General features: G+C 51.5%; 12 protein-coding genes, 3 tRNA genes, 3 rRNA genes and 1 pseudogene. 8 read left to right on the top strand and 11 right to left on the bottom strand.

All coding sequences use genetic code 11. The features are described from left to right. Positions 1 to 2: 2 nt before the first annotated feature. Positions 3 to 188: pseudogene (locus tag ACXLHR_RS00450) on the top strand (glycosyltransferase); the annotation flags it as partial. Between the two features lie 35 nt (positions 189 to 223). On the opposite strand, the gene ACXLHR_RS00445 reads toward ACXLHR_RS00450, so the two are convergent. After that, positions 224 to 1,566, bottom strand: a protein-coding gene (locus tag ACXLHR_RS00445; RefSeq protein WP_458789593.1) for an IS3 family transposase whose coding sequence is annotated in 2 segments (ribosomal slippage) — positions 224 to 1,239 and positions 1,239 to 1,566 — 1,344 coding nt in all. Because the reading frame shifts where the segments join, the coding sequence is not laid out codon by codon here. Between the two features lie 359 nt (positions 1,567 to 1,925). On the opposite strand from ACXLHR_RS00445, the gene ACXLHR_RS00440 reads away from it, so the two are divergent. The 5 genes from ACXLHR_RS00440 to ACXLHR_RS00420 all read left to right on the top strand — a co-directional run bounded on the left by ACXLHR_RS00440 (position 1,926) and on the right by ACXLHR_RS00420 (position 6,617). Beyond that, the gene (locus ACXLHR_RS00440) at positions 1,926 to 3,107 is read left to right on the top strand and encodes a tyrosine-type recombinase/integrase (RefSeq protein WP_458789592.1); all 1,182 of its coding nucleotides are present in this window, start codon (positions 1,926 to 1,928) and stop codon (positions 3,105 to 3,107) included. A gap of 13 nt (positions 3,108 to 3,120) precedes the next feature. Beyond that, positions 3,121 to 3,900: a hypothetical protein gene (locus ACXLHR_RS00435; RefSeq protein ID WP_458789591.1), complete on the top strand. Its 780-nt coding sequence runs from the start codon at positions 3,121 to 3,123 to the stop codon at positions 3,898 to 3,900. 148 nt (positions 3,901 to 4,048) lie between these two features. Next, positions 4,049 to 4,249, top strand: a complete 201-nt coding sequence (locus tag ACXLHR_RS00430; RefSeq protein ID WP_458789590.1) for a helix-turn-helix domain-containing protein — start codon at positions 4,049 to 4,051, stop codon at positions 4,247 to 4,249. After that, positions 4,246 to 4,554 carry a hypothetical protein gene (locus ACXLHR_RS00425; RefSeq protein ID WP_458789589.1) on the top strand — a complete coding sequence of 103 codons (309 nt, stop codon included), beginning with the start codon at positions 4,246 to 4,248 and terminating at the stop codon, positions 4,552 to 4,554. Before ACXLHR_RS00430 ends, ACXLHR_RS00425 begins: the two co-directional genes overlap by 4 nt. Continuing rightward, positions 4,551 to 6,617 (top strand): P-loop NTPase family protein, encoded by a 2,067-nt coding sequence (locus ACXLHR_RS00420; RefSeq protein ID WP_458789588.1) that lies wholly within the window; start codon positions 4,551 to 4,553, stop codon positions 6,615 to 6,617. Before ACXLHR_RS00425 ends, ACXLHR_RS00420 begins: the two co-directional genes overlap by 4 nt. 246 nt (positions 6,618 to 6,863) lie before the next feature. On the opposite strand, the gene ACXLHR_RS00415 is transcribed toward ACXLHR_RS00420, so the two are convergent. From ACXLHR_RS00415 to rpsD, 8 genes are all read right to left on the bottom strand, one after another. After that, entirely contained in the window at positions 6,864 to 9,323 is a 2,460-nt protein-coding gene (locus tag ACXLHR_RS00415; protein WP_458789587.1) for a hypothetical protein, read from the bottom strand. 436 nt (positions 9,324 to 9,759) lie between these two features. Further along, positions 9,760 to 9,836: transfer RNA gene (locus ACXLHR_RS00410), tRNA-Met, on the bottom strand. Between the two features lie 50 nt (positions 9,837 to 9,886). Continuing rightward, positions 9,887 to 10,001: ribosomal RNA gene (rrf, locus tag ACXLHR_RS00405) — 5S ribosomal RNA — on the bottom strand. A 137-nt stretch (positions 10,002 to 10,138) separates the two neighbouring features. Continuing rightward, a 23S ribosomal RNA gene (locus ACXLHR_RS00400) occupies positions 10,139 to 12,973 on the bottom strand. A gap of 441 nt (positions 12,974 to 13,414) precedes the next feature. After that, a tRNA-Ile gene (locus ACXLHR_RS00395) sits at positions 13,415 to 13,491 on the bottom strand. Between the two features lie 4 nt (positions 13,492 to 13,495). Further along, positions 13,496 to 13,571 (bottom strand) — tRNA-Ala (locus ACXLHR_RS00390). Between the two features lie 171 nt (positions 13,572 to 13,742). Then, positions 13,743 to 15,211: ribosomal RNA gene (locus ACXLHR_RS00385) — 16S ribosomal RNA — on the bottom strand. Together the 16S, 23S and 5S rRNA genes with 3 tRNA genes alongside form the textbook arrangement of a ribosomal RNA operon. Positions 15,212 to 16,262: 1,051 nt before the next feature. Continuing rightward, positions 16,263 to 16,883 (bottom strand): 30S ribosomal protein S4, encoded by a 621-nt coding sequence (gene rpsD / locus ACXLHR_RS00380; RefSeq protein WP_458789586.1) that lies wholly within the window; start codon positions 16,881 to 16,883, stop codon positions 16,263 to 16,265. A 188-nt stretch (positions 16,884 to 17,071) separates the two neighbouring features. Between rpsD and ACXLHR_RS00375 the strand changes: the two genes are divergently transcribed. After that, entirely contained in the window at positions 17,072 to 17,536 is a 465-nt protein-coding gene (locus ACXLHR_RS00375; protein WP_458789585.1) for a DMT family transporter, read from the top strand. Beyond that, entirely contained in the window at positions 17,533 to 17,997 is a 465-nt protein-coding gene (locus ACXLHR_RS00370) for a DMT family transporter (RefSeq protein WP_458789584.1), read from the top strand. Before ACXLHR_RS00375 ends, ACXLHR_RS00370 begins: the two co-directional genes overlap by 4 nt. Here the strand turns inward: ACXLHR_RS00370 and ACXLHR_RS00365 are convergent. Together ACXLHR_RS00365 and ACXLHR_RS00360 are read right to left on the bottom strand one after the other, a co-directional pair. Continuing rightward, positions 17,961 to 19,049 (bottom strand): NADH:flavin oxidoreductase/NADH oxidase, encoded by a 1,089-nt coding sequence (locus ACXLHR_RS00365; RefSeq protein ID WP_458789583.1) that lies wholly within the window; start codon positions 19,047 to 19,049, stop codon positions 17,961 to 17,963. The genes ACXLHR_RS00370 and ACXLHR_RS00365 overlap by 37 nt on opposite strands. Further along, the gene (locus ACXLHR_RS00360; protein ID WP_458789582.1) at positions 19,049 to 19,873 is read right to left on the bottom strand and encodes an NAD-dependent epimerase/dehydratase family protein; all 825 of its coding nucleotides are present in this window, start codon (positions 19,871 to 19,873) and stop codon (positions 19,049 to 19,051) included. The genes ACXLHR_RS00365 and ACXLHR_RS00360 overlap by 1 nt, the downstream gene beginning before the upstream one ends. Positions 19,874 to 19,883 lie beyond the last annotated feature (10 nt).

The following is a 19,883-nucleotide window of genomic DNA, read 5'->3' as shown; positions in this document are numbered from 1 at the left end:
CTGCATGCCCCTATGACGGCGAGGTGATTGTAGTGGATGATAGGTCTGATACCGCTGAGGATGCCTTGCGAAACAAGTTTACTGATGCCCGCTTAAAGGTAGTAACAAACAAAGGCGATAAGGGAGCTGCTGGTGCGCGTAACTTTGGTTGTCCGTCGTCAGGGTTTTTGGCACCAAAGGCGGCCTAGACTAAGAGAGAGTTCGGCTCATCTGGTTGGTTGCATTATGCGGCGTGTTGTCTGTGATGCAAGCGTCGCGTTTCGAGCGTCTTACGTTTGATCCTTTCCCGTTGCTGTAGAATGGCTTTGTCGCGTCCGAAGTATACGTCGGCGGGTGTAACGTTGTTCAGGCTCTCGTGGTAACGCTGGTGATTGTAGTGGTCTACGAAGGCTTCGATCTGAGCCTCAAGATCGCCGGGTAGGAAGTAGTTTTCCAGCAGGATGCGGTTCTTCAAGGTCTGATGCCACCGCTCGATCTTGCCCTGCGTTTGAGGATGATAGGGCGCGCCACGGCTGTGCTTCATATCCTTGTCTTTCAACCATTCCGCCAGCTCCCCCGAGACGTAGCTGGAGCCGTTATCACTCAGCAGGCGAGGTTTGTGGACGACATGAACTTGGTCACATCCCGACGCTGCCAAAGCCAAGTCCAATGTGTCCGTCACGTCTTGGGTTCTCATGTTGGTGCAAAGTTTCCACGAGATTATATATCGGCTGTAGTCATCGAGGATCGTGCTGAGATAAAACCAGCCCCATCCGATGATCTTCAGATATGTGAAGTCCGTCTGCCACAACTGATTGATGCCCGTGGTTTTGTCTTTGAACTCGCTCGCCGCCTTTATAACGATAAACGCTGGGCTGGTGATCAGATCGTGCGCCTTCAAAATCCGATACGTCGAAGCCTCTGATACGAAATAGCTTTCTCGATCCGTGAACGTCACGGCCAGTTCACGTGGCGACAACTCGGTTTCTTTCAGCGCCAACTTCACGACCTTGCGCCGCACCTCGTCAGGAATGCGGTTCCAGACGTGTTTGGGCTTCGGCGATTGATCCTGCAGTCCAACTTCGCCACGCCGCAAATATCGATCATACCAACGGTAGAATGTGGTGCGGGGAATGCCCAGCTTTGCCAACGTGAGCCGTGCTGACAGGTGGCTTTCCTCGACCAGCCGGATGATCTCCAGTTTCTCAGATGCAGGATATCTCATTCGTGGTTGCCCCCATCGCCCAGCATGCTTTTTTTAAGCAAACGGAGTTCGAGCGTTTGTTCCGCCACAACTTCCTTGAGATCATGGGCCTCACGGCGCAGATCCTTCACCTCGTCAGTGTTCGCCGCACGTGCCGTATCGCCCGCAAGGCGCCGCTTTCCGGCTTCCATGAAGTCCTTGGACCATTTGTAGTAAATGCCCTGAGAGATACCCTCACGGCGGCACAGCTCTGCAATGCTGTCTTCACCACGCAGACCATCCAGAACGATCCTGATCTTCTCTTCGGATGAGTAATGCTTGCGCGTGGCGCGTTTGATGTCTTTGACGATCTTCTCGCCAGGGCTCGTCGTTGTTTGTCTCATCTTCCACTCCTCAGTGGTGACGATGAGCCAGAAACACTCTCTTATCAAATAACGCTATTTGGTCCCATAGGCGCTGACGTCAGACAGGGAACGCAAAAAGCCACCTTGCGGTGGCGTGTAACGTATTGATATTATTTGATACAATTTGGTTGCGGGAGTAGGATTTGAACCTACGACCTTCAGGTTATGAGCCTCACCGGCCACTCATTGACGTAAATTGCTGAACGTATTTCTTTGTATATTTATCAATATGTTAAGAGACATATAAACACTCTCTACGTTGTCCGACATTGCCCAAAATTGCTCCAAAGTGTAGCACCAGCGTAGCACCAGTGTAGCACCGGATTTAGGAGAGCGGTTTGGCCAGTCATCATTTGAACTTCACGAAAGCCGCTTTGTTGAAGGCTCCAGCTGCCAAGAAAGGGGTGAAGGATTATTACTACGACGAGCGCGAGAAAGGCTTGTTGTTGGCGGTCACACCCGCTGGGACCAAAACCTTCTATCTCTACAAACGGATTGAAGGGCGACCGGAGCGGCTCTTGTTGGGACGCTTCCCCGATATCAGCATTGAAAACGCCCGTAAGCTGGCGACGGCTGCGAAAGGTGATATCGCCACCGGAGCCAACCCGCAGAAAGACAAACGCGCAATCCGCGATGAAATGACTTTTGGGGCGCTGTTTACCGAATATCTGGAAAAGTATTCAAAGGTGCATAAACGGTCGTGGGCTTACGACGAACGCGAGGTGAACAAGTTTTTATCGCGCTGGTTTAAGCGCAAGATATCATCGTTTGACCGCGCTGAAATTGAACGGCTGCACGCCAAGATCGGCAAAGAGAATGGCTTGTATCAGGCCAACCGCTTGCTGGAGCGGATACGGTCGATCTTTAACAAGGCTATTGAATGGGGCTGGCAGGGGCAAAATCCCGCTGTTGGCATCAAGAAATTCAAAGAGCAAAGCCGCGATAGGTTTTTACAACCCGACGAGTTGCCCCGCTTCTTTGCGGCGCTGGCCAATGAGCCAAACGCGGCGGCACGTGATTTCTTTATGATCTCGCTTTTGACGGGGGCGCGTAAATCCAACACGCTTGCGATGTGCTGGCGAGATATCAATTTTGCCGCTGAAACGTGGCGCATTGAAATGACCAAGAATGGTGACGCGCAAACCATCCACCTGCCAAAAGAGGCAATGGACATTTTGACCGCCCGTAAGCTGGTATCGGAAAGCCCTTGGGTGTTTGAAGGGTCCGGCAAAAGCGGACACTTGGCCGATCCTAAAAAGGCATGGGAGCGCATCTTGACCGAGGCTGGTATTGAAAACCTGCGCATCCACGATCTGCGCCGGACGTTGGGCAGCTATCAGGCGGCGACCGGAGCCAATGGATATATCATTGGCAAATCGCTTGGGCATCGCAGCCAACAATCGACCGCGATTTACGCCCGTCTAAATCTTGATCCGGTGCGCGAAAGCGTCAACAAAGCCACTGAAGCGATGTTTGGATATCGCGGCGATCAAGACGGAGACTCTGACAGTGCTGAATAATGCCCATTATCCATTGCTTAACTTTGATTTTAACGATGCAGCCGCCCCGCAAATATCAGCTTTTGTAGAGCGATTGCCACTAGATGCGATTGCGGCGCTCATTCAAGTCGTGCCTCAGAATGTGGATATTGAAACCCTGAAACTCGCGCTTTGCGATGCGTTAGATGCTTACATCGACGGTGCATTAGAGCGCATGCTCCAGAAATCCGAGAAAGAGGACAATCGTGCCTTGGATGCGGTTACGAACAAAGCACAGGCGCTTTATGACGCATTGTTTGATGTGATGGACCACCCTGCCCTTGTTGGACGTGTGCAAAAGGCTGTGAGGAATTTAGGGGCGCTTCACAACTTACCCAAAGGTGACACGCTTGCCGACCTTGTTGGAAATGATCGCCGCTCGTTTGGTCATTTCTGCGAATTGCTCGTTGATCTGCAAATCGGCGTTGAAGATGCAATTTTACGCAAGCCGAAGCCCTATATTTTAGAAGATATCGGTGATGAACCCGATATTCGCCTCGATACTGATGAAGAACTGGCAGAAAACATGCTGGAGTACCGCAAGCGATCAGCGGAACGGCGGATACCAAAGGACCATGCTCTGCAACAGTTCCTAACCACGTTCAAAGAATACTGGCAGCAAGCCTCACCGCATCCATTTACAGAGGGGATGCACCATCGCGATCAGGGCCAAACCATCTCAAATGCTGTTGATGTTGTGGAACTTGTATTGCGCCCTTTCGACGGTGACGTGACGCGGCAACGGATTGTAACAGCACTCAGGAAAATGACGTAACGCATGCGGCGTTTTCCGTTTTGCGTAATGTATCGCAGGAGTCGGGAGCGGTTTGACGCCCCACTTTTGCGATCAGGTTTGTTGGCTTAAACGCATCAAAACATTCACAATAATCTCCATAAACCAACCATAATGGAGATTATTTAACATGGCTAAACTACAAACACCTCACCTGATGACGCCCGACGAAGTTGCGGCATATTTGGGTGTTTCAAAAGAAACGCTGAATGTTTGGCGCTGCACAAAGCGCTACAACCTGCCCTACGTCAAAACGGGGCGCTTGGTGCGCTACCGCCCCGAAGACGTAACGACTTTTGTGACGTCCCGCCTACAGGGGGATTTGTCATGAGCCGCAATTGGACACATGTTAAATTTGCCGCTGTGAACGCCGTTTGCTTGCCGCGCTTGCCAAGTCTTGTTGCGCAGTGGTTGCCGGAAGGTCGCTTGCAGGGGCATGATTGGGTCGCTTTGAACCCCACCCGCGCAGATCGCCACGCTGGCTCTTTCCGCATCAATGTGGAGAACGGGCTTTGGGCCGATTTTGCAACTGATGACCGTGGGGGCGATCCGATCAGCCTATACGCATATCTCAACCGTTTGTCCCAAGTTGCCGCTGCACGAGAGCTTGCAGCATCTTTAGGAGTTGCCGCATGACCAACACTTTTGCAACGCTCACACACCCCAAAGCTGGCAAGCCTGATACCAGCTACATTTACCGCAATCAGGACGGTGAACCCGTCTTGATCGCCAATCGGTTTAACAAGCCGGACGGGGGCAAGTTCTTTGTGCCGTTTGATGTGACCCGCAATGAGTGGAAAGCACCGGAGACACGACCGCTCTACAATCTCGACAGGCTCATGCAAGCCGATCCGGCGGAACCTGTTGTTTTGGTCGAAGGCGAGAAATGCGCCGACGCTTTAACGGCGCTTGGATACCTTGCCACGACGACCTACGGCGGCTGCAATGCGTTGCGTAAAGCGGACCTGTCTCCCCTATGTAGACGTACTGTAATGTTATGGCCCGATTTGGACGCGCCTGGCTTATCTTACGTAGGAAAAGCCGCGCTTACATTACATAGGGATTTTGAGGCGGTCCCAAAGGTCGTTCCGATCACTGAAACGCTCCTATGTAATGTAATGATAGATAGCGGGGGCAATTTACCCGCCACTTCCCCTATGTACTGTAAAGGCTGGGACGCCGCTGATGCGATTGCTGAAGGCTGGGGCAATGCGCTCATTGATCGCCTGTTATCTTACGCTGCACCGCTGGACGCGGCCAACGCTAATACCGCGCCAACCGACACGAACAACACGGCGTCACCAGCGGCATCTGATTTGGCAGATATTGAGGTTTGGAAAACACCGGACGGTGAACCCTATGCAACGCTGCGCTTGGATGGCCATTTTGAACACTGGCCGATTGCGTCACCGACATTCAAAAAATACCTGTCATTCCAGCACTACCAAGCCACGGAAAAGATGTTGTCACAATCCGCGCTCGACGATCAGCGCCGGACCTACGAGGGCCAAGCGCTGTTTGGCAGTGACACGCATCCCGTATTCAACCGCATTGGAACTTTGGGCCGTACGCTTTACGTAGACCTCGGCTGCGACGATTGGAAAGCTATCGCGATCAATAGCGAGGGCTGGCAGATCATTCATCACCCCCCTGCCCGTTTTACCCGCGCAAGGTCGATGCAACCACTGCCACACCCAGCCATGAGCGGCGGCGATATCAACTTGCTGCGCCCATTCTTGAACACTGCCAATGAAGCTGACTTCCAAATGCTGATTGCGTGGCTGATTGGCTGTTTCCACCCCAAAGGCCCGTATCCCATTTTGATCCTGAACGGGGAGCAAGGCAGCGCTAAAAGTACAACGGCGCGCGTCCTACGTAATCTTATCGACCCCGCCAATCCGGTTGCCCGTAGCGCGCCAAATTCAGAGCAAGATTTGGTGATCGCAGCAAAGCACAATCATGTGCTGGCCTTTGATAATCTCTCGACCATCAAACCAATGATGGCAGACGCGTTTTGCCGGATTGCAACGGGCGGCGGATTTGGGACGCGCAAGCTGCACACGGACGCAGATGAAATGTTGTTCAGCGCCACGCGGCCTTGCTTGCTCAACGGTATTCCAGACTTGGCGGGGCGCCCTGATCTGGCAGATCGCGCCATCGTCGTCACCCTGCCCGTCATTGCGCCCACGGATCGCGCTTTTGAAGGCGAGTTCAACAAAGCCCTAGACGCTGCCATGCCGCGCATTTTGGCGGGCTTACTGGACGCGGTATCAACGGCGCTGGCCAACCTTGCCTCTGTGCGACTCTCAGAGCGGCCTAGGATGGCCGACTTTGCCAAATGGGTATCTGCAGCCGAACCCGCCCTAGGATGGACTCAGGGGGCGTTTCTGGCGGCTTACGCGGAAAATAGGGAAACGGGCGACCGCGCCACGGTTGAAGGCAACCCCGTTGGCTTGGCTATTCAAAAGCTAGTGCAAGATGACGTGCGCTGGTCCGGCACTATGACCGAGTTAAAAACCACCCTGCGCAATCGTTATCCGCTTCTCACTGATGATCCCTACAGCTTCCCGCGCCAAGAGAACAAACTCTCAGCCGCGATCCGTAGGATTATCCCGCCCCTGCGACGCATGGGGGTCGAGATCAGCTTTGACCGTCGCGGTCATTCCGGCGAACGCATCCTCAGAATAGAAAGAGCATAATTGATCGTCAGCATCGTCAGCATCGTCAGCAACCGTCAGCGCTGACGATGCTGACGATGCTGACGATAGAATTTGGTGTTTGGGACTTACGGCCCTAAGCTGCCGTTCACTTCTTAGGCGCTGCTGCATTGCAGTATGCCATCTATGGATATTCAAAGAACGAGAAAAGCTACTGCAACAAAATACCGCTTACCTGCTTTAGATAGGCCAGTTTTCAAGCTAGAAGATCACAACAAAAATTCCCTTCTAATTCCCTCGAATATATTTTTGCTTCTCTGCGCTGGCTAGAATTCGTAGCTTTTCAACCTCAAATAAGGCAGATAGCCTTTCGCCGAAACTTTCCCCGTCAGGGATTTTTAAGTCGAATATTTCCATCTCTCGCTGCTCTTCCTCTACGAGGTATTTCAAAAAAGCTTCGGCCCTACGCAAGCGAACACGTACTCGATCAGTTCTTTTCCTGTCCGAAAATAACTTGTATTCTTCGTTTGCCAATCCAACTACGCTGTTACATGCCTCTTCATCGAAATAGTTGCAGTCGATGCAAACAAGGTCTAGATATGTGAAGCTGAAAGCCAAATCTGACAACATATAGATGCCGTAATTCGTCACTCTTACGCGATCAACACTTTCATCAAAATAATCAAGGCGATTGTTTGCTTCGATGAACCCATGTCGCAAAAGAATATCTAGGCATAGATTAAAGTCAGAGACCATTCTGAATTTTTCTGAGAAATACGCGCGAAGCTCGGCCATGGCGATAAATTCCGTAGAACCTGCACCAATATTTTTCGAAAGACGGCGCAGAATTCTAAGGCTTGTAAAGTGTGATGACAGACGGCTATCTCTCGCCTGAAAAATATTGGGGATGTCACTAAGTTGTTCATCGTAAAAGTATCTCGATGGGATCATTACAGGTTTAATCACTTGGTGTATTTGAAAAACCCAGCTCCCCGCATCCAACATTTCTTGTACATTTGTGTAACCTGACAAAAGAAAGGAGCGGAATAAATCAAGTGTGAGGCGAATATCACCATGCCCGCAAGCTGTAAGAAAGGCATTCAGAGGAGAATTGGGTTTTCTTATGCCATCAGCCACAATGCGAAGATAGGAGCAGCAATCTGCGATTGTGCCTTCATCGGTAACGTAGGTCATTTCCCCTCTTCGGGCAGGGTTTTCCAAAATGTCGATAGTGTACTCGAGGCGCTTTAGAAAAACGGTTGATGGCTTTGGTGAACTTAAGTGAAACCCAGAGTTCTGAAATGCATCAAGTACGCCGTGAATCTTAGAGTTATGGAAGCGCTCTTCGCGCATAGAAATAATGGTTACACACGACAGACTGCGAGCTATTTCTTGGGCCGTTGTGAAGCAGTAATCTTGAATTTCACCGCCGTATTGATCCGTGTTGTCAATAACTACAATCACACCCTTTCCGTTTTCGATACAATTCACGGCAAGGCGCTCTGCGCAGTATTTGTGATCTTTTTTCCATTCCGACACTAAGCTATTAAGGCGATCATTGTACAACTCACCGGCTTTTGGGAGACCTGATAACTCTTGCTTAGAAGCTATGGCGAAACGATCTTGGAAAAGATGGTTAAGCAGTGTGTCGCGTGGGGCGTTTAAGAGCTGTTCGGTATCTAGATCAGAGACCAAGCGACGCCAAATCTCGAAATAGACCTTACTCCTCTCCTCCGGTACGTTCAACAGATCGACAACAGCTGCAACGGAGTTTTCTTTCAACCATTTCGGCGGTGTATGCCGAAGAAGACGACGGATGAAAGTCGACTTGCCAGCGCCTTTGCCACCAAATAGTATTAGAACCTCTCCACCTCTGACATTTTTTATATTCTTTGTAAGACGGCCACCAAATGCCCCGCCTTTTCCCGTGTCCTCTAACTGCTCAACACCATATTCTTGAAAATAAGGTGTCAGGGAATCTCTGATAATTGACCTCATTCCAGTCAAGACCTGCGTAAAGCCACGATCAGCCACATAGCATCGATCCATTAGCTCGATTTGATGATCTTCGATCACGCCAAAATTACTATTGGCGATTGGGCGTAACGTTGTCGCAAGTCTATTCGAGTTGATGGGGTGGGAGTGTGCTGCAATACGATCTTTGGCGACGTAAACTTGTCGATCTTTCGGAGGTGCGCTCGCCAAGTGCGTTGATAGGGACGAGTGTTCTGTTATGGCAATATAGGAAAAGACGTTTTTTGACTTGATCTCATCATCGATGAAAAAATCTGGCCCACGGATCACAAGTGCCTTTAGTTGATCCCACCGTTTCCCTTTTTCAAAACATTTGAAGCATACCCATTCATTGCCGTTCGTTACCGCACCGTACTCGCAACCTGTATCCATGCAATATCCACGAACTTGCTTCATCACAGAACAGATAGTTTCGTCCGAGAGAAGCGTTTTGATCGGCATATAGCAGTGAGTTTCGCCCTTTTTGTGTGGAAATGGTAAAGTGAACTGTTTGCCCGCTCTTTTAGCCTCGACAAAGAAAAGAAGGTCACCGTTTGGCTTGGTAAGGACATAATCCGAGAATCCTGGCGCAATGTAATCCTCAACTTTTGTTAAAGCTCTGGGCCAAGCAAGTATGTCGTGCAAGACAGTGTCAATCACTTCGTGACGTGTCTGGGCCTCGTTTGCGTCGCCATTACGAAGCTTTCTACAGAGTTCTATAAGGTTTTCTGTCATTCTTTCACCAATACGTACGCGCGGGTAAGATTTCATTTAGACTTCTGGGAGATATTAGTCTCGTTACTAATTAAGCCAATCAAGCTGATCGCAGTGACATATGCAACCCTGAGTGATGCTGCGGTCAGCACATATTTAGCCTCCAACGCCCTAGTCTCCTTAAGATGGTTTCAACTGGGGGAAACCCCGCCGAGAGTCAAAAGGGTTCAGTCGCTTTGATTACTGACAAAGCAGCAGAGCAGTTCGCCCAAATAACGTTTGCACACTCTCATGCGCCGCCGCAGCGAACTTCTGCTTTCCGCCCCGCCCTTCAAACATCGCTCTACTGCTTCCACTATGCTTCCAAACGTAGCACCAGCGTAGCACCGCGCTTTTCTGGAACGCAAAAAGCCACCCGAAGGTGGCGTGTAACTAGTTGATATTACTGGGTTTTTATTGGTTGCGGGAGTAGGATTTGAACCTACGACCTTCAGGTTATGAGCCTGACGAGCTACCGGGCTGCTCCATCCCGCGACAGAGGTATTGTTTTCATCGTAGAGAGATACGTTTTGGCTTCTTATTAGGTGTGGCAATGACTTACTCTCCCACGCCTTAAGACGCAGTACCATCAGCGCAGCGGCACTTAACTGCCGAGTTCGGGATGGGATCGGGTGTTTTGCTCGCGCTATGATCACCACACCAAAAAAGAAGCCAACATCAGAGTGCCGCCCTCCCTTATGCAGGGGAGGACAACGTTGTTCAAGTCAAACACGCTTATGGTGTTGTGTGTGTATGTATCTTTGTTCTAGCAAAAGTAAGTCTTACTTTTACTGGATCAAATCAAGCCTATCGAGCCATTAGTACCAGTCAACTGAACGCCTTACAGCGCTTACATCTCTGGCCTATCGACGAGGTGGTCTACCTCGGCTCTCAGGGATACCTTGTTTTGAAGGGGGCTTCCCGCTTAGATGCCTTCAGCGGTTATCCTGTCCGATCATAGCTACTCTGCACTGCCGCTGGCGCGACAACAGATCCACCAGTGGATCGTTCACCCCGGTCCTCTCGTACTAGGGGCAACTCTTCTCAAGTATCCTACACCCACGGAAGATAGGGACCGAACTGTCTCACGACGTTCTAAACCCAGCTCACGTACCTCTTTAAACGGCGAACAGCCGTACCCTTGGGACCTGCTCCAGCCCCAGGATGAGATGAGCCGACATCGAGGTGCCAAACGGTGCCGTCGATATGGACTCTTGGGCACCATCAGCCTGTTATCCCCAGCGTACCTTTTATCCGTTGAGCGATGGCCCTTCCACTCGGGACCACCGGATCACTATGGCCGTCTTTCGACTCTGCTCGACTTGTCAGTCTCGCAGTCAGGCTGGCTTCTGCCATTGCACTCAACGAGCGATTTCCGACCGCTCTGAGCCAACCTTCGCGCGCCTCCGTTACAATTTAGGAGGCGACCGCCCCAGTCAAACTACCCACCACGCAGGGTCCCGGATCCGGATAACGGACCGCGGTTAGACATCAAACAGAATAAGGGTGGTATCTCAAGGGTGGCTCCACGGAAACTGGCGTTCCCGCTTCAAAGCCTACCACCTATCCTGCACATACTGTGTCTGATGCCAATGCGAAGCTATAGTAAAGGTGCATGGGGTCTTTCCGTCTAACCGCGGGTAACCGGCATCTTGACCGGTAATTCAATTTCGCTGAGTCCACATTTGAGACAGCGGGGAAGTCGTTACGCCATTCGTGCAGGTCGGAACTTACCCGACAAGGAATTTCGCTACCTTAGGACCGTTATAGTTACGGCCGCCGTTTACCTGGGCTTCAATTCGGAGCTTGCACTCCTCCTTTTAACCTTCAGGCACCGGGCAGGCGTCAGACCCTATACGTCGTCTTACGACTTCGCAGAGCCCTGTGTTTTTAGTAAACAGTCGCCACCCCCTGGTTTGTGCCCCCGGCAAACACTTGCGTATCTACCGGGCCTCCTTCTCGCGAACTTACGGAGGTATTTTGCCGAGTTCCTTAAATGTGGTTCTCTCAAGCGCCTTGGTATTCTCTACCTATCCACCTGTGTCGGTTTAGGGTACGATCTTATAGGAGGGCTATTTCCAGGAACCCCTTGGCAGCCCATTCAATCCAATAAGGATGAACTACTTCCGGGATCCGTCACCACTCCATGGCCCAGGAATATTAACCTGGTTCCCATCGACTACGCCTTTCGGCCTCGCCTTAGGGGTCGGCTCACCCTGCTCAGATTAGCTTTAAGCAGGAACCCTTGGATTTTCGGCGAGGGAGTCTCTCACTCCCTTTGTCGCTACTCATGTCATCATTCTCACTAGTGATCTCTCCACCGGATCCCTCACAGGCCGGCTTCACAGAAAGCTCCTTGCGTCCAACACCTTCCGAAGAAGGCTAAAGACGCATGGAACTATGTCACACTACGCTCTGCTACCATGCAATAAATTGCATCCTAGACTTCGGCTCATGGCTTGAGCCCCGTTACATCTTCGCCGCAGGACAACTTATTTAGACCAGTGAGCTGTTACGCTATCTTTAAAGGATGGCTGCTTCTAAGCCAACCTCCTGGTTGTTTTGGTCGTCCCACCTGCTTTCCCACTTAGCCATGAATTAGGGGCCTTAGTCGTAGGTCAGGGTTGTTTCCCTCTCCACAACGGACGTTAGCACCCGCTGTGTGTCTGCCGGATATTACTCCTCGGTATTCGGAGTTTGATTAGGATCAGTAAGGCTGTGGGCCCCCATTACCCATTCAGTGCTCTACCCCCGAGGGTATTCGTCCGACGCTCTACCTAAATAGATTTCGCAGAGAACCAGCTATCTCCGAGTTTGATTGGCCTTTCACCCCTAGGCACACCTCATCCCGACCTTTTTCAACAGGTGTGGGTTCGGACCTCCAGTAAGTGTTACCTTACCTTCATCCTGGACATGCCTAGATCACTCGGTTTCGGGTCTGATCCCACAAACTCATTCGCCCTATTAAGACTCGCTTTCGCTGCGCCTACACCTAACGGCTTAAGCTTGCTTGTGAGACCAAGTCGATGACCCATTATACAAAAGGTACGCTGTCAGGTCTCATGGACCCTCCAACTGTTTGTAGGCGTTCGGTTTCAGGAACTGTTTCACTCCCCTCGTCGGGGTGCTTTTCACCTTTCCCTCACGGTACTGGTTCGCTATCGGTCAGTAAGGAGTACTTAGCCTTCGAAGGTGGTCCTCCGATGTTCAGACAGAATTTCACGTGTTCCGCCCTACTTAATACGTCCAATCATGCTTCATATACGGGGCTGTCACCCACTATGGCTGTGCTTTCCAACACATTCTATTCACACTCATGGCTCGGCTGGTCCCCGTTCGCTCGCCGCTACTAGGGGAGTATCTATTGATTTCCTTTCCTCCGGGTACTTAGATGTTTCAGTTCCCCGGGTTTGCTTTTTTAACCCTATGTATTCAGGTTAAAAATACCTAGTTTACCAAGTTATTAAGTGCAGCGAGCTGCAATAATAACAAAGTATTAGGTGGGTTGCCCCATTCAGAAATCCATGGATCAAAGCTTATTCTCAGCTCCCCATGGCTTATCGCAGAGTATCACGTCTTTCATCGCCTCTTACTGCCAAGGCATCCACCAAACGCCCTTTTCGCGCTTGATTTGATCCAGAAAAAGTCAGACTTCTTCTGCGGGTCCTCCCTTTTGTACGTAAAAGGACCCATTAATCAAAAATGCATACATTGTATTGACGGCCACTGGTTCAGTATCCGTCAATATTCGAATGAGATTACTCTCATTCCGGTTAGTGTACTTGACTTGAACAAAATAGATTTTCAAAGGATCATTGGGGTCCATGCGGATCCCTCCCCAGATCTGGCTAACTCCTAACGCGGAGCGCCTCTATTCTGATGTTGTATCTCTCTTTACGATGTCACTTGATCCGAAGATCAAAACGTCCAATTGGACGGCAAAGCAGCGATGCTGCTTAACGGTCAAATTGTATGCTTTTTGTTTTTCTGTTCTACCTGAAGACGCGTTGTAGGGCTCTCGGTGATTGCGACGCATTCACCTGCCACCCGTCGCCGTTTGCAAACAAACGTCGTGGTGGGTCGAGGAGGACTTGAACCTCCGACCTCACGCTTATCAGGCGTGCGCTCTAACCACCTGAGCTACCGACCCAACTTGGTGGAGCGTATCGGGATCGAACCGATGACCCCCTGCTTGCAAAGCAGGTGCTCTCCCAGCTGAGCTAACGCCCCATTAGGTTATGTTCCATTTGGTGGGAACAAAGACTGAAGAGATATGAGGACGGCCTGGCTCTAGGTCACATCGAAGGAAAACGATGTGCCTGATTTGGTCTGCTTTGTTTGCAGACACTGCTAAGTGTTTCACGAGTAAGAACAAGTTCAAACTGCTAGAAACATCCTTAGAAAGGAGGTGATCCAGCCGCAGGTTCCCCTACGGCTACCTTGTTACGACTTCACCCCAGTCGCTGAGCCTACCGTGGTCCGCTGCCTCCTGCAAGCAGGTTAGCGCACGGCCGTCGGGTAGATCCAACTCCCATGGTGTGACGGGCGGTGTGTACAAGGCCCGGGAACGTATTCACCGCGTCATGCTGTTACGCGATTACTAGCGATTCCGACTTCATGGGGTCGAGTTGCAGACCCCAATCCGAACTGAGACATCTTTTAGGGATTAACCCATTGTTGATGCCATTGTAGCACGTGTGTAGCCCAACCCGTAAGGGCCATGAGGACTTGACGTCATCCACACCTTCCTCCCGCTTATCACGGGCAGTTTCTCTAGAGTGCCCAGCTTAACCTGCTGGCAACTAAAGATGTGGGTTGCGCTCGTTGCCGGACTTAACCGAACATCTCACGACACGAGCTGACGACAGCCATGCAGCACCTGTCACTTGGTCTCTTACGAGAAAACTAGATCTCTCTAGCGGTCCAAGGATGTCAAGGGTTGGTAAGGTTCTGCGCGTTGCTTCGAATTAAACCACATGCTCCACCGCTTGTGCGGGCCCCCGTCAATTCCTTTGAGTTTTAATCTTGCGACCGTACTCCCCAGGCGGAATGCTTAATCCGTTAGGTGTGTCACCGAGTTGCAAGCAACCCGACGACTGGCATTCATCGTTTACGGTGTGGACTACCAGGGTATCTAATCCTGTTTGCTCCCCACACTTTCGTACCTCAGCGTCAGTATCGAGCCAGTGAGCCGCCTTCGCCACTGGTGTTCCTCCAAATATCTACGAATTTCACCTCTACACTTGGAATTCCACTCACCTCTCTCGAACTCTAGACTAACAGTTTAGGAGGCAGTTCCAGGGTTGAGCCCTGGGATTTCACCCCCTACTTGCTAATCCGCCTACGTACGCTTTACGCCCAGTAATTCCGAACAACGCTAACCCCCTCCGTATTACCGCGGCTGCTGGCACGGAGTTAGCCGGGGTTTCTTTACCAGATACTGTCATTATCATCTCTGGCGAAAGAGCTTTACGATCCTAAGACCTTCGTCACTCACGCGGCATGGCTAGATCAGGCTTGCGCCCATTGTCTAAGATTCCCCACTGCTGCCTCCCGTAGGAGTCTGGGCCGTGTCTCAGTCCCAGTGTTGCTGATCATCCTCTCAAACCAGCTAAAGATCGTAGACTTGGTAGGCCATTACCCCACCAACTATCTAATCTTACGCGGGCTAATCCTTCTCCGATAAATCTTTCCCCCGAAGGGCGTATATGGTATTACCCCCAGTTTCCCGAGACTATTCCATAGAGAAGGGTATATTCCCACGCGTTACTAACCCGTCCGCCGCTCCTACCCGAAGGTAAGCGCTCGACTTGCATGTGTTAGGCCTGCCGCCAGCGTTCGTTCTGAGCCAGGATCAAACTCTCAAGTTGAAAGCAACTTACGTTGCTGTCCTTGACGTTCGAACCTCTGCACATCCACCACATGATCTTACTGAAATCACATGGCGTCTTAATTCTGTTTGATGTACTTTCAGTTAACAAAGTTAACCAAGAGCCATACAAACAGTGAAGCTGACACTACATCATCGGACCTAAATCCTAGTAGCGTTGATATACAGACGTCTGATCCATCGAACTGAACCAAACCGCCCACATATCTCTTCAGATATATCAATTTCAAAAAGCGTGGAGACAAAAACTAACAAGATGCGCTAATTACTCAGCGCGCCCCGCCAATAGTATCTCCAAATATCGTCTCGCGTCTCGCTAGCAGTTCAGTCCCAAAGCTTCCCGTTTCCAGTCCCGCTTCCGTTCCGTCCCGCCCGTCTGGCGCCCCGTGTCTGACTGTGTGTCTCTCCGGTAAGGGGGGTTCTAAGGTTAGTAATCATTACCCGCAACCCCTAAATTGATCTAATGCTATTTTTCCTAACTTCATCTCGCACTCACTCTTAAATCCTTTATTTTTAAGGCGTTTCGCAACCAACTCATTTTGCGAGAAGCGAGATACCCGACATGGGGCCATTCAGTTTTGACGATTTTTTCGGGATTTTACTGTGGTTAAACCTATGACCGCAGGGATTCCCCTGAATCGCGACTCGTCTCAATGACAATCTCAGGCGAGTCGCGCGAATTGATTCTCATCCTGCGCTCAGCGGGCCTTATGCAATCGTATTTGCGAGTCGGCTCTATTCATACAGATGCCTGATTACCTTTATTGTCCCGATCCACCTCATCACATTCACTGCACGAAATGGATGTGCGTATATACTGTAGATACAAGACGTGTGCGTTGGAGCGCGTAACGCATCCAGCACCCGCTTTAGAAACCTCCGCCTATCTGGCTTTACGCTTGGAAAATTTGGGAGACGTCCTAAAGACAAGGAAGATCTCTGCTAGCCCCCTCGCGCCGAGCTAGCCTTCCAAAAACGCAAAAGGGCCGCACCGAGGTGCAGCCCTTTCAGATCGACATGATTAAGAACGATTAGTTCTTAGCGTAGAATTCGACTACGAGGTTTGGCTCCATCGCAACTGCGTAAGGAACGTCGCCGAGTGTTGGTGTACGTGTGAACGTTGCAGTCAACTTGGAATGATCAACATCCATGTAGTCAGGCACGTCGCGCTCTGGAAGCTGTGTAGCCACCAAAACCAATTCCATTTGCTTGGACTTCTGACGCACGGAAATGATGTCGCCTTCTTTCACGCGGTAAGAAGGAATGTTCACTTTCTTGCCGTTCACTTCCACGTGGCCGTGGTTTACGAACTGACGTGCAGCAAAAACAGTTGGTACGAACTTGGCGCGATAAACAACTGCGTCCAAGCGGCGCTCAAGCAAACCAATCAGGTTCTCGCCTGTATCACCTTTTACGCGCTCAGCTTCGCCGTAGATGCGACGGAATTGCTTCTCTGTCAGGTCGCCATAGTAACCTTTAAGTTTCTGCTTTGCACGCAACTGCAGACCGAAGTCGGACAATTTGCCTTTACGGCGCTGACCGTGCTGGCCTGGGCCGTATTCACGGCGATTTACTGGGGATTTAGCGCGGCCCCAGATGTTTTCGCCCATACGGCGGTCTAATTTGTATTTGGCAGCGGTACGTTTAGTCATACGCTGATCTCCTTCGTCTAAGTTCATCCCGAGAGTGGGATATGAAGGGCGTTGTCCTCTGGCCGAAGCCTGACAGGGTTCCGCTTGCACGGTCCACCAACACCAATGAATTCGCGGTTTATACGCCTGCGCGGCGCAGAGTCAACACGTCGCTTGCAAAGTCGCCGCGAGAGGCCCAAACAAGCGCCATGACACACAATCCCCCTCCCCGTTTTATTCACTTCCTTGGCGCATTCGGCGCCGGCGCATTGATCTCGCTGGCCTTGCTGGCAAATGGGACGCTCGCGCAATACGGTAGCTTGCTGTTTGCGAGCTGGGTGCCCCACCTCACCGGTACTATTTTGGCAATTGTCATCCTGCTTATCCTACGGCCAGCACGCGCCAGCACCATACGGCCGCCGAATTGGGCCTACTTGGGCGGTGTCGCAGGCGGGTTGACTGTTGTGGCGACCTCGGCGGCGATGAACTCTGCGCTTGCCTTATCGGGCACAATTGCCTTGGGCCTTGCCGGACAGATCGTCTTTTCATTATTTGCCGATGTGCGTGGTTTGTTTGGATTGCCAAAGCGCACACCGGTATGGCGGGACTTTGCGGGGCTTGGCCTGATCATAGCAGGCGCCCTTATCCTGATCTTCTTCGGAGGTGCAGCGTGATTTTTTTTGGTATCGTTGCCGTAATTGGCGGTCTGCTCGTAGGCTTGAGCCGCCAGCTGAACGGACGGCTTTCAATGTCCACCAACGCAATGGAGTCGTCATTCTGGAACCACATTGTGGGCTTCGTTTTTGTCAGTCTGCTTGCGCTTGGCATCGGCGGCATGTTCCAAGGCGCACCATTTGATGCCCCTTGGTGGGCCTATCTTGGCGGACCGATCGGGTTTGTGTTTATCGCGACTGGCAGTTGGGCGATTGGACGGATCGGCGCGGCGCAAACCGCGATGCTGATTATCTCGGGCCAGATGATCTCTGGCGTCCTACTTGATATGGCGAGGGGCATTGAAGGTAATCCCATAGCGCGTGTTATTGGCGTCGCGCTCATCATTGGCGGCATGTGGGTGACACGCGCCGCCAAAGAAAAATCTCAACCGACAAAATGTCCGACAGGCACCGAAACCTGAGTTTTTGCATCCACACCTAATTCCTGCGCAAAATGCATCGTCGCAAAGGGATTACGCAAATACTGCCTTGCCATCAACGCAATGTCAGCTTTCCCTGACGCGATGATCTCTTCGGCTTGGGGTGCTGTTGTGATGCAACCAACCGCCGCAGTGATCAGCCCGGTCTCAGCGCGCATTTTTGCTGCCATATCAATTTGCTCCGCCGTGCGTGTGCCAATCGATGCACGCGCAGCAGGCGTCGCCCCGCCGCCAGAACAGTCAACGATATCAATTCCCAGATCACGCAAAAGCGCGGCAAGCTGGATGTTATCCTCAATCGTCAAACCACCATCAATCCAATCAGTCACCGACAGGCGCACCGCGAGCGGCAGGTTTTCCGGCCAAACCTCACGCACAGCGGTTACAGTCTCGATCATCATGCGACTACGGCCAGCAAAATCACCGCCATAAGCATCTGTGCGGGTATTCACCAAAGGCGTGAAAAAGCTGTGCATCAAATAACCATGCGCTCCATGGATTTCCAACAATTGATAGCCCGCGTCCAATGCCCGCTTTGCACAAGCGACAAAATCGGCCTGCACGGCCTGAATGTCGTCAACGGATAGCGCACTTGGCGCTTTAAACAAACGGGTGCTATCACTGTCGAATGCCTCGTCCGTCGGCCCGACAATCGGCCAACCACCGGCATCATCGGGCAAATGCGCGCCGCCATGCCACGGACGCGCTGACGACGCCTTGCGACCCGCATGACCAATCTGCACCCCAATCACCGTCCCTTGGTCGCGGGCAAACCTGTTGATCGGGATCAATGCCTCTACCTGCGCGTCATTCCACAGCCCGGCACATGCAGGCGTGATCCGGCCCTCGGGTGAAATCGCCGTGGCCTCGGCAATAATCAAACCGGCCCCGCCAGCAGCACGCGCACCGATATGCGCCATATGCCACGACTGCGCGACCCCATCCACGGATGAATATTGACACATTGGCGCGACCCCAAGCCGGTTGCGCAGGGTGACATCTTTAATTTTCAGCGGTGTGAATAATGCAGACATTATGTGTTCATCTTCTTGATTTGAGCGACACCAGATTCTCCCAGATCAATCGACGCAAATGGCCCACCAATACACAGATGCATTGGATCTTTGTTGTTAACGACGGGCGATTTTGCAAACACGTCTTTTGCGTAATCCTCGGCGTTGTCTTTTGGACGGTAGCCCAAATGCCCCGCCTTACTATTATCTACCACCGCACGGTCATTGTTGGACAAACCAAAAATCGTTGTGAACCCTACAACTGGACTATCAATCGCACGTTCAACCAGTTGGATCATATCTGGGGTCGACAACCAGGTGCCAATCGCCCGCGCATTGGACGGTGGTCCCGCTGAGAAAATCCGTAAACAAACCGCCTCAACCCCACGTTTGTCCCAATACAGCGAGGCCAGATCTTCGGCGAAACACTTAGCCAATCCGTAATACGTGTCGGGTCTGTGCGGCGCGTCCAGTCCGATAGTGTCGGTTTTCAAGTGCATCCCAACCGCGTGAACGGAAGACGCATAAACGACGCGCTTCACACCGTTGCGATACGCCGCTTCCCAAACATTATACGCACCAACGATATTGGATTGCAGAATGTCATCCCACGGGGCCTCGTCGGCAATCGCACCAAAATGGATGACCATATCGGCACCCTTCAGCAGATCCTCCATCGCGGCTAGATCAGAGACATCGGCTTTTACATACCGCTCGTTTGCACCCATTTCAGGCAGATCATCAACCAGATCCGATGAGACCAATTCCGCGCACATCGCAGCCAAAGGCGCACGCAATTGCGAGCCAAGCGCGCCAGCAGCGCCAGTAAGGACGAGTTTTTTCATGAAGTCTCCT

This window comes from Yoonia sp. MH D7 (genome assembly GCF_054439475.1).
The sequence above is the reverse complement of the archived record's forward strand: the minus strand, read 5'-3'. Positions and strand labels throughout refer to the sequence as shown.

What these genes read in the sequence shown, in the direction of transcription:
- ACXLHR_RS00430 (WP_458789590.1), top strand. Translation starts at nt 4,049, where the DNA reads ATGGCTAAACTACAAACACCTCACCTGATGACGCCCGACGAAGTTGCG.
- ACXLHR_RS00375 (WP_458789585.1), top strand. Translation starts at nt 17,072, where the DNA reads ATGACACACAATCCCCCTCCCCGTTTTATTCACTTCCTTGGCGCATTC.
- ACXLHR_RS00360 (WP_458789582.1), bottom strand. Translation starts at nt 19,873, where the DNA reads ATGAAAAAACTCGTCCTTACTGGCGCTGCTGGCGCGCTTGGCTCGCAA.
- ACXLHR_RS00420 (WP_458789588.1), top strand. Translation starts at nt 4,551, where the DNA reads ATGACCAACACTTTTGCAACGCTCACACACCCCAAAGCTGGCAAGCCT.
- rpsD (WP_458789586.1), bottom strand. Translation starts at nt 16,883, where the DNA reads ATGACTAAACGTACCGCTGCCAAATACAAATTAGACCGCCGTATGGGC.
- ACXLHR_RS00365 (WP_458789583.1), bottom strand. Translation starts at nt 19,049, where the DNA reads ATGTCTGCATTATTCACACCGCTGAAAATTAAAGATGTCACCCTGCGC.
- ACXLHR_RS00415 (WP_458789587.1), bottom strand. Translation starts at nt 9,323, where the DNA reads ATGACAGAAAACCTTATAGAACTCTGTAGAAAGCTTCGTAATGGCGAC.
- ACXLHR_RS00425 (WP_458789589.1), top strand. Translation starts at nt 4,246, where the DNA reads ATGAGCCGCAATTGGACACATGTTAAATTTGCCGCTGTGAACGCCGTT.